At 39.5% G+C, this 7,817-nt stretch carries 9 protein-coding genes; 5 read left to right on the top strand and 4 right to left on the bottom strand.

The window, feature by feature from the left end:
* Nucleotides 1–195 precede the first annotated feature (195 nt).
* Entirely contained in the window at nucleotides 196–1,305 is a 1,110-nt protein-coding gene (locus Q0541_RS00565; RefSeq protein WP_298904158.1) for a glutamate-cysteine ligase family protein, read from the top strand.
* Between the two features lie 298 nt (nucleotides 1,306–1,603).
* On the opposite strand, the gene Q0541_RS00560 is transcribed toward Q0541_RS00565, so the two are convergent.
* Both Q0541_RS00560 and Q0541_RS00555 read right to left on the bottom strand, forming a co-directional pair.
* Complete coding sequence (locus tag Q0541_RS00560) at nucleotides 1,604–2,110, bottom strand: GNAT family N-acetyltransferase (RefSeq protein ID WP_298904155.1); 507 nt, start codon at nucleotides 2,108–2,110, stop codon at nucleotides 1,604–1,606.
* Nucleotides 2,111–2,123: 13 nt separating this feature from the next.
* Nucleotides 2,124–2,288, bottom strand: coding sequence for a hypothetical protein (locus tag Q0541_RS00555; protein ID WP_298904153.1), 165 nt, complete (start codon nucleotides 2,286–2,288; stop codon nucleotides 2,124–2,126).
* An 881-nt stretch (nucleotides 2,289–3,169) separates the two neighbouring features.
* Between Q0541_RS00555 and Q0541_RS00550 the strand changes: the two genes are divergently transcribed.
* From Q0541_RS00550 to Q0541_RS00540, 3 genes are all read left to right on the top strand, one after another.
* The gene (locus tag Q0541_RS00550; protein ID WP_298904151.1) at nucleotides 3,170–3,526 is read left to right on the top strand and encodes a hypothetical protein; all 357 of its coding nucleotides are present in this window, start codon (nucleotides 3,170–3,172) and stop codon (nucleotides 3,524–3,526) included.
* A gap of 400 nt (nucleotides 3,527–3,926) precedes the next feature.
* Nucleotides 3,927–4,466: a Dps family protein gene (locus Q0541_RS00545; RefSeq protein WP_273764622.1), complete on the top strand. Its 540-nt coding sequence runs from the start codon at nucleotides 3,927–3,929 to the stop codon at nucleotides 4,464–4,466.
* Between the two features lie 150 nt (nucleotides 4,467–4,616).
* Complete coding sequence (locus Q0541_RS00540; protein WP_298904144.1) at nucleotides 4,617–5,384, top strand: ChaB family protein; 768 nt, start codon at nucleotides 4,617–4,619, stop codon at nucleotides 5,382–5,384.
* Between the two features lie 130 nt (nucleotides 5,385–5,514).
* Here the strand turns inward: Q0541_RS00540 and Q0541_RS00535 are convergent, their stop codons facing one another.
* Both Q0541_RS00535 and Q0541_RS00530 read right to left on the bottom strand, forming a co-directional pair.
* A complete protein-coding gene (locus Q0541_RS00535; RefSeq protein WP_298904142.1) occupies nucleotides 5,515–5,910 on the bottom strand; it encodes a TIGR02588 family protein in 396 nt (131 codons plus the stop codon).
* The gene (locus Q0541_RS00530; protein WP_298904140.1) at nucleotides 5,907–6,794 is read right to left on the bottom strand and encodes a TIGR02587 family membrane protein; all 888 of its coding nucleotides are present in this window, start codon (nucleotides 6,792–6,794) and stop codon (nucleotides 5,907–5,909) included. The genes Q0541_RS00535 and Q0541_RS00530 overlap by 4 nt, the downstream gene beginning before the upstream one ends.
* Nucleotides 6,795–7,123: 329 nt before the next feature.
* On the opposite strand from Q0541_RS00530, the gene Q0541_RS00525 reads away from it, so the two are divergent.
* A complete protein-coding gene (locus tag Q0541_RS00525; protein ID WP_298904138.1) occupies nucleotides 7,124–7,306 on the top strand; it encodes a CsbD family protein in 183 nt (60 codons plus the stop codon).
* Nucleotides 7,307–7,817: the final 511 nt, after the last annotated feature.

Below are 7,817 nucleotides of genomic sequence, written 5' to 3'. Positions count from 1 at the left end.
TTGTTCAGAGTATCAACAACTGTGATTTTTTACAAATGATTTAGGATTGCTATAGTTAGATTAGGTTAAGTAAATTTTAGATTTTGGATTTAAAATCCTGTTGGGTAAAAACGTTTTAGCAGCCCTCGCAGTTTTAACTATGGAAAAATCCCAATTTGAGTGAATTCAAATCATTGTAATTAAGGTAGATTTATAATGTTTTTATTTGGCATTGAGCATGAAGTCGCTTTCCTAAACAAAGAAGGAAAGTTTGCTGATTTTTACCACACAAAATTTGCTGATTTCAATCAAATTATTGAAAGGCTACCTACATACCCCAGCGACTATCCTCAACTACGCATCGGCGATGCTGGTATTAAGATAAAGAGATGGTACATTGAGGGATTTGAAAGATTTGCAGATTCCGACAAGGTGATAGACTGCCATGCTAAAGGTATCGAAATTAGAACAACTATACATTCTGATATTCAAGGCGCTATTACTGAATTATCAGAAAGTTTTGACTTACTACGTGAAGTTGCTGCTAACTTTGGTTTCTCACCTGTTTTGGTCAGTTTTAATCCTTACAATCTGGTTTTTGAGCCTCAACCCCCATTAACCGATTATGAAATAAAACAGCTAGAGGCTTATCCTGACGAACAAACTGCTAATATTCACATGGTGACATACGGTCCAGATTTAAATATTTCAGTGGCAGATTTGTCTACTGAAGGTGTGATTGATATTGGCAAAAAGTTAACTTATTACAGTCCTTATATCGTCCCTTTTAGTTATAGTTCCCCTTTTTATAACGGAGGTTTATGGGATGGGTTATCGGTACGAACGTTTATCAGAACCGGAAAAAGACCAGCAGCTCTGGTTTTTCTTGAAAAACAGGAACAACTGATTAATAGCATACCTTCATTGACAAAAATCGCCCGCATTCCATCTGAAGTGGGACGCATTGAATTTAAGGCTTGTGATAGTTGTGATGATTTTTTAATCTATGCAGCTTTGTTGACATTATTGAAAGGTTTGGTGTTAGATAAAACTTTGCTGGGTAGAGCAACTGTACCCGATGCAGCGTTACATCAACTTTCTGCAAAAGAAGCGTTTGACAACGAGGATATTTTTCAAAATGCGACAAAAGTCTTACAAGCAGCCGAAGTCGCCTTGGGAGATGATCCAGATGTTCATTATTTAAGGCCGTTAAAAGTGCTGCTGGCGAAGCGAAAAACAAGATCCCATGAATTAATAGAAATGTTCCATCACGTAAGTTCAATAGAAGAGGTAATAAAGCAGACTTATCATGCTGGAATTGGTTGATAATTTTCCTGAATAGCCAGAGATTTGCCAAATACCGGAATGATATTTTAAAGCAACTAAAGGCAGTGATTCGTTATAATGGTTAAAAATATTCAGTTTATTGACTTAAAATAATTGCTTTTAAAAATAGGTTTTGTAAAAGTGCCAACAGCTAGCTCTCAATAAGTCTATCAGTATCCATTGTCGGGAACTTTAGTCATCTTACCACCTTACGAACAGCAGGCGTATGTTCAGCCCGTGCATTTGGCAGCTGTACATCGAGTATTAGTAGAAAATGGTTTAATCAACTCTTTTGTACTTAAACTGTTAAGCGGTAAAACAAATGGGGTAAACTTGCGTGGATAATCTCACGCTCGTATTGAAACCCCAACTTTTCCATAACTCTTTGTGACGCTTTGTTAGTTGTGAGAGTAAAGCAAACTATCTCTGGCAACTTCAGTAGTTCAAAACCAATTTTCAATATTTCCTCACCCATTTCTGTCGCTAACCCCTTCGCCCAAAATTTAGCTATTAGAGCGTAAGCTAATTCTACTTCATTGTTACCTTCTACATCAGTATTCCGAAGTCCAGCACGACCAACAAACTGATTATTAATTTTGTCTCGAAATACCCATAATCCGAATCCATAATGCTGCCAATGATTCAAGTTATTTAAAATAAAAAGCCGTGTTTCTTCATCAGAACGAACACCGCCTAAAGTTGCCATAACTTGCGGGTCTTGATGCATCCGATGAAGTTCATTCAAATGTTTAAATCGCAGACATTCAGCAAACAGGCGGTGAGTAGTAAATGTATCAATTTGCATATTTTTCACTAAATCAATTTTTTATGAAAAGTGAATGATTGTTTGATATTGGTATAGCCCAAGCACCTGTACACAAGATGACTGCTTTAGCTTGAATGATAATATAATCTCCGTTTCTGATATTAAATCCCACCGCACCAATAGCACGTCCTTTTTTGACTAACACACGGGTTGCCATAAATCCCTAAATTCGCTGTGTAAATTTGTGTAATATAAGTACTTTTTATCGGTTTCTTGCAATAAATCCGGTAAATTTAGCGATTTACCGGATTTAATCTGTTAAAATATTCACATGAATAAGCAGTAAACGCAAGATCCTGCAAAAGTCTTTTTACTGGGGAGCATCCCAAATGTGTAATTTATATCAAACCCAAGGAATTGTAATTGCGATCGCAACCTAGTGTAATGAAGCAATCGCCAGATACTACGAAACGCTACGCGAACACTACGCACTCGTTTGCAATCACAAACATGTTCTGGCAAAATTGGGATGTTCTTTTATAAGGGAGCATCCCAATTATGCTTAACTCTTTTCCCTCACCCCCAGCCCCTCTCCGATATTTGGGATTCGGGGTTAGGAGATGAGGGCTATCAAGGTTTTTGCACATTTGGGATGCTCCCTTTTCTACTGATTGGATAAAGTCAAGCTGACTGAACATAAATAGTAGAGCCATTCACCCGCCAAAACTAGATTAAGTCGATATACCTAGAGACTGATTCTCTTGTAACTAAAGATATAGGAAATTTCATTCTAGAGATTGATGCTGGCGTCTGCGCTTTCAAAGTAAAAGTAAAAACAGGGAGCCTTCACAAGAAGAATGTCAATATAAAATGTAATGATTTTGCTAAAGAATTAAGGTGGTATTTGCTTATTATCCCTTATTAATTCGATGCATAAATACAAAGACAGTTTCTTCGTCAGGTTCGTTTTTGAAGAACTTCAAGATTGAAGCGTAGCTTGCTAGTTTTATTATTGCTCAAATTTGCCAAATAAGGTAATGAGCTTCCGCTCTTTCAGTAAAAGTTCTGCGTTTTTAAAGCTGTTATCGAGGATTTCAAATGAAGATTATTGCTTCTGTTTTATCTCTCTTAAGTCCAGTACGTTTTCTCGTTGTGGCTTTTACTTGCGCCTTACTATTGTTATCTAGTGCTTTTCCTGCTTTTGCGATCGATAGCTACCAAAGTGACCCGACCGAAGCTACTACACAACTGCTTGACATTCAGCGCAAAACTGACGAAGCCGCTCAAGCACCACCAGCTGGATTAGAAAAGGTTCAAAAGGAGTCCAACAAAGGGCTAAATGAGGTTCAGGGAGATGCCGATATTGACAAGCAAAAGCGTCCGGAAAATTCCCAGAGTGCAACCACAGCGGAAGGAAATGTAAAGAATTTCTTGGATAAGATTACAGGTAAGTAACAGATTTAATACTTTCTTTTTTTGGTAATTTTTTGGTAGTAATGGGTGATTGCATAAAAACAGTGACCCATTACTAACTAGTCATATCAAGCTGGCAACTTCAATTAAGTATAAAACTTATGTTCAACCTGAGCATTTTTTGGCGAAAGTACGTCTAGATAGTTCAGATTATAGATGTCTTGATTTATAATTATATTTAATTAATATTTTTTTGATTGTAGCTGCAAAAATCAATAAAGTTCGCTAACTAGTAAATATTGGCTTTATACTACCTATTTAGACATAAGTATAATTATGGATGTGATAACTAATTTGAATTCCTAATATTTCCTTTGGTTGATGTGGATCATCTCGAAAATTTGGTAAATTAATAGATAAGTTTGCTTAGGGATGGAAAATAATGCGTGCGATAAACATTGGTTTGACAGAAGAACAGCGTCAAGGTGTAATTAATCTGTTGAATCAAGATTTGGCAGATGCCTATCTACTATTGGTGAAAACCAAAAAGTACCACTGGGATGTAGTTGGCCCTCAGTTCCGCTCTTTGCACCAGCTTTGGGAAGAACACTACCAAAAGCTAACTCTAAATATTGATGCCTTGGCAGAGCGGGTTCGTGCTTTGGGCGGTTTCCCAGTTGGCTCATTGGAAGGATTTCTCAAGATTGCTACCCTCAAGGAACATGCTGGTAGTGTTCCCACAGCAACAGGGATGGTAGCTAATCTAGTGGATGATCACGAGCAGGTTATTCGGAATTTAAGGGATCATCTGGATCAATCGGGTGAAAAGTTCCACGATCAGGGAACTGCTGACTTTTTAACTGGACTGCTGGAACAGCATGAGGAAATAGCTTGGATGCTGCGTTCCTTTATTGAAGGAGAAGCACTAGACGCAGATGGTAGACAGCCAGCAGCAGGGGCTAAGACTCCTGTTGGTGTGTAGCTCATAACGTCATCACTTGAGGATGGCTGTCTGTGAAACCAGTTAAGGGAGGAATGATTCCTCCCTTAATTGTGTGAAAGGATTAATCTGGCTGCATCTACCTCTTCACCATATTTATTGTAAAAACAACATAATATAAGGGCTATTTAAGTGCCAGAAGTATATAAAGCAGAACGTACTATCTCTGCTGTATTTAAAGAACAGAAGCAAATTGATGATGTGATTCGACGTTTACTAGACAGGGGTGTGCCTAGAGATCATATTTCGGTCATGGGCAGAAACTTCCAGTCAGAAACTAGAATTGCTGGCTTTATTACAAAAAAGGATGTGATTCTGGGAGGTTTGAGAACAGGAGCAGTTTTTGGTTCCTTGTTTGGTTCCTTTCTCAGCTTACTCACGGGTGTGGGCGTACTATTTATTCCCTTTGTCGGCTCAATTGTGGCAGCAGGGCCTATTGGTGCAGTGCTGTTGGGGGCTGCCAGTGGAGCGATCGCAGGTAGTGCTGGGGCTGGTCTAGTATCGGTTCTAACTACTTTAGGGATGCCAGAAGATAAAGCGGCTATCTACCAAACCCGCTTACAAGCTGGTGACTTCTTAGTGATGGCAGAAGTTGGGAGCGATCGCGCCGGCGAATTTCAATTGCTGCTCGAAAGTGCTGGTGCTGAAGAAATTCACACAATTGAAAAAACCTTTGCTCGCCCTTGTCCTGGACAGTGCAACAGCCCACAAGACTTGTCTCCTGAGGTTCGCGCTCATCTTTGTGATGATGCTCAGAGTACATTTATTGAGCGCTATAACGTTGTCTTGAATGAGAAAAATGACGAGTTCACAGCTGAACAAGCTGCTTGGGAGTCGGTTCATCAGCAATATGATGAAGATGAAAATGGTGTTTGGTCAAAAGCTAAGGTTAAAGCTTAAGGATTTCCAAGAAATAAATTATCCAATCTTATCGGGTGGCTATCTTGCCAGTCTTTAATTAAGGGTGGGGAGATGCCCACCCTAGAATCAATTGTGTTAGTCCGCGTTTATCTGCGGTTTTAAATCTTCACTAGGGCAATTTATAGCTAGCAACACGCAGGTTTAACTGACCTTGGCGCGGGTTCTGGCTGAACACAAATGCACCTTCTTCCCTTTCACCATTAGATAAAAAGTCGATCTGTTGCTCTCCTGTTTCTGTAACTTTGCCGTTAATCAGTAACTCAGCCATAATCTGAACTGACTCAGCTGTATCTCCTCCGGTGTTCACAACTTCAAAGGGAACATAAAATTGGCCACCAATTTCCCGAATTGTTTCTTTTTTGGTAACAGAAAGGATGGGAGGTTGATTCTTTTCGTTCAGCCAAGTGTAGCCAACCAGGCTCACAATGATTGCTAGGATAAGTGAAGCAACGCTGAATGTTACCCACTCTGCAATAGAGCGTGGTTCCTGTTCTGTTTTAGTCATATTGCTAACCTTCCGGCTGCACCGCCAATAGTTGCAGGTAATCCCAGCATCAATGTGTGATCTAACCACATTGTCCAAGGGTCGTTAAAAGTTAATTTTTGAAAGAACCACAGCATGAAAGCGCCTGCTAGCAGTGACACTAGGTAAGACATGATGGTTTCACTCGATGGTCGTTGGAAAATTCCCTTTTGCTGTTTACGCTTTTGCTGGTTAGAAAAGCCTGCCTGAAATACAATGCCATAAGAAATCAGCAAAGATGTGGCGATCATTGCCAACTGCCAAGGTGGCGAGGCTGCGGCTGCTAGCATCGGTATTTCATCTGTTGGAGCAATGTTAAATGCAATTATAGTTGCACCAATCAGGGTTCCACCCACATCAGCAAAGGTGGCCTGTAACTCATCTTCTTTGTTATTAGTTTTGCTGTTTACCTGATCGGTTGCTTGTCCTTCTGGATTGCCATTTCTGGTATCTCCCAAAAGCTGGTTGGCTAATGCTACACCGAGAGCGAAGGGTACACTTTCAAAGATGATTTTGCCTAAAGATTCCTTTAGGGAAGTTTCTAGTGTTAATTCTCGCAATAGTAGCAGTACAAAGGCAGAGCAAGCTAGTCCGATCGCGATCGCTTCTACGGTATCCATTACGGCTTGATGATCTAGCCAGCTATATCTGCGTTTCCGAAAGCCTTCTGTCTGATTGAGCAAGTAAACTACAATAAACATCAATGCGATCGCCATCATCATCAGTTGTGGTTTTGCCAGTGATCCAATCCACCAAACCTCCATTGTGTAGAGTAAAGGTATGCCAAATAAAAAACCTCCACAAGCACCCCGAATGATGTCATTAACTGCACTCATCCAGACATTTTTCTGACGTTTTGTTGCCACTCCTTTACTTTCCTTTTATTGAAAATTATGTTTTAACTTATACTAATTCTCTATGAAGATGCATATAGCAGTCCTAAATCATTCGTGAAAATTTAGATCCCCGACAACTTTTACGAAGTCGGGGATCTGGACACCGCAAGTTTTCATCATATATATCTTATTTATAATATATTCATATTTTTTACGTTCCGTGCTCCTCTGATACTCCGTATCTGTCTTAAGATAATATAATCTCTCCAACTATTCTATCGGGTGATGGAAGTAAAAAATAATTTGCTATTGTTAGTTTATGTAATAGCTTAATCAACTACAAGCTGGAAATAAAAACCATGAGTACCGAAAAAAGAGTAGAAGCTACTGCCAAAAATATTGAAGGAAAAATCCAAGAGGTTGTGGGTGAAGTAACCGGTAATCCACAAGATAAAGCTGAAGGACAAGCAAAGCAAGCTGAAGCCCAAGCTACTCACACTGTAGAAAACATTAAAGACGAACTTAAGAAAGCTATAGACTAATTTAGTTTGAACATTGCAAATAGCAATATTAGCGATGATTCATTACTGATAGTCTAAGATTAATTACTCCACTAACTTTTAGGAGGTGGAGTTTTTTTGCGTAAAATCTGAAAAAGTGGATTATTGACAAATTGTCTCTAACCATGATTTTGCTAGTAATTCAACTATGGCGATGTCTACGACGGGCTACGCCTACGCTCGTACCCTGCGGGTTCGCTCTTAGCGTTCTCGCAGAGTAGCCGCTACGCCTCTATATATGCAATACACTTTGACCTCTCTCCTTTTAGGCAACGGTGTACACACAGGTATGATTTAGCATAGGTTGCAACTCTTCTAGTAGTTTCTTTCGTAGGGTGCGTTATGGACATGTCGAAATAACAAATGCGTAGGCGTAGCCAGCCGTAGGCATCGCCGAAATAACAAATGAGTTCGCCAAAATAACAAATGAGTTCACCTAAATAACAAATGAGTTCGCCGAAATAACAAATGAGTTCACCGAAATAACAAATGA

It is taken from the genome of uncultured Nostoc sp. (genome assembly GCF_937863485.1).
In the GTDB taxonomy this organism is placed as follows: Bacteria; Cyanobacteriota; Cyanobacteriia; order Cyanobacteriales; family Nostocaceae; genus Nostoc.
Note: the sequence above shows the minus strand (reverse complement) of the source record. Positions and strands in the feature narration are given on the sequence as shown.

Excerpts from the sequence above, each read along its gene's own strand:
- Q0541_RS00565 (WP_298904158.1), top strand. The coding sequence starts at position 196 with ATGTTTTTATTTGGCATTGAGCATGAAGTCGCTTTCCTAAACAAAGAA.
- Q0541_RS00560 (WP_298904155.1), bottom strand. The coding sequence starts at position 2,110 with ATGCAAATTGATACATTTACTACTCACCGCCTGTTTGCTGAATGTCTG.
- Q0541_RS00555 (WP_298904153.1), bottom strand. The coding sequence starts at position 2,288 with ATGGCAACCCGTGTGTTAGTCAAAAAAGGACGTGCTATTGGTGCGGTG.
- Q0541_RS00550 (WP_298904151.1), top strand. The coding sequence starts at position 3,170 with ATGAAGATTATTGCTTCTGTTTTATCTCTCTTAAGTCCAGTACGTTTT.
- Q0541_RS00545 (WP_273764622.1), top strand. The coding sequence starts at position 3,927 with ATGCGTGCGATAAACATTGGTTTGACAGAAGAACAGCGTCAAGGTGTA.
- Q0541_RS00535 (WP_298904142.1), bottom strand. The coding sequence starts at position 5,910 with ATGACTAAAACAGAACAGGAACCACGCTCTATTGCAGAGTGGGTAACA.
- Q0541_RS00525 (WP_298904138.1), top strand. The coding sequence starts at position 7,124 with ATGAGTACCGAAAAAAGAGTAGAAGCTACTGCCAAAAATATTGAAGGA.